Genomic DNA, 1,336 nt, shown 5'->3' with positions numbered 1-1,336 from the left:
GGTGGCGGCCAGGCCCGTGCCGCCCAGGTTGCTCCACTGTTCGCGCGTCAGGCTGCCCGTCCCCGAACAGCCCGTGCCAGACCCCGAGGTTGGAGGGGCGGTAGTTGTGGTCGCGGCCTCGTGGCGGAAGATGTTCACCATCTTGGTGGCCAGATTGAGGCTGCTGCTATCTGCGCCTGTCACGGTGATGTTGGTAATGGTGCCGGGCGAATTCACCAGCAAGGTCAAGTTCTGAAAGCGGGTGTTGGCGCTTATCCCGGCGTAATCCAGGTCTACGGTAAAGGTGTTGCCGCTCAGCGTTTCGCTCTTTACCACCTGGGTGCTCATGCGGCGGTACTCGGCAAATTCGCGCAACGATGTCACCCACAATTGGTCCTGAGCAATGGACTGCGTATAGTTCATCCAGCTGGCAAACACGCCCACGTCCATGCTATGGGCAAATACCCGTTGCGAATACACTTCACCCGCTGTGCCCGCGGCCATCAGGTCGGTGCTTATGGCATTGAGACGGGAAATTTGCCCCTGCTCGTATTCGCCGTAAACCTGGTCCGCGTTGTAGCGCTGGAATACGAAGGGTATGGTAGGAGCCGGCAGCGTGCTCAGAGCTACCCGCCGGTCGGTGTAGGGATTGAATACGGGCAGATTATCATTCTGACTGCTGCTTGAGGCTGCAATGTAGCCAGCCCCGAAAGCAGCCGTGCAATACCCTGCGTAGTTCGTGGGTACTACCATTACTGATGGTTTATAGCCATTCAGGCGGCTGGTAATCAGTGCATCTAGGCCGGCCATTTGCTGGGCTGGGTTCGTGGCCGTGTGCAGGTCCGAGTGGTTTTCCATGTCCCAGCCATTGTTCAGCAGTTCCTGGGCCTGGGTCCAGAGCAGCTTGGTGGCATCGTGCTGCGCACCCGGGTCCATCCAGATGGCATTGTTATAAGGATTGTGTCCGTTGAGGGCCGCTGCGGCCGTGTAGGTCCGGCTGTGGCCGCAGCCATCCGTGAAGCGCAGGCCGGGATAGCGCACGCCATTGCTGGCCACTCCGCCTTTCAGCACCGGGTAGATATCTGTATACAGCGACACTGGCGAGTCGTCTTCTTCAAATTGCAGCACCCGGGTCTTATTATAAAGTGCCGGTGCAATGCGAGCCGTTGCAGTAGCCGGAGCCGAAGCAAACGTGACCGTGATACGGGCTTTGGTGCCGGTAACGGTAGACGGCGTGGTGGTAGACGGCGTCGTGGTTGTTGGAGCCGTAGCCAAGGCATCGAATGGGATGAGGTTGTTGGCAGGAATGGGTTCGAGGCGGGAGCCGTCGGGCAGGCGCCAGGCCACGGCCACGTAG

At 59.6% G+C, this 1,336-nt stretch carries 1 protein-coding gene; it reads right to left on the bottom strand.

Translation table 11 applies throughout. The features are described 5' to 3' along the window. On the bottom strand, nt 1–1,336 hold a 1,336-nt coding region (locus J4E00_RS29280; protein WP_208178913.1), incomplete at both ends, for a hypothetical protein.

The sequence above is a fragment of the Hymenobacter negativus genome (assembly GCF_017571495.1).
GTDB lineage: Bacteria > Bacteroidota > Bacteroidia > Cytophagales > Hymenobacteraceae > Hymenobacter > Hymenobacter negativus.
This window is presented reverse-complemented; position numbering and strand designations above follow the sequence as displayed.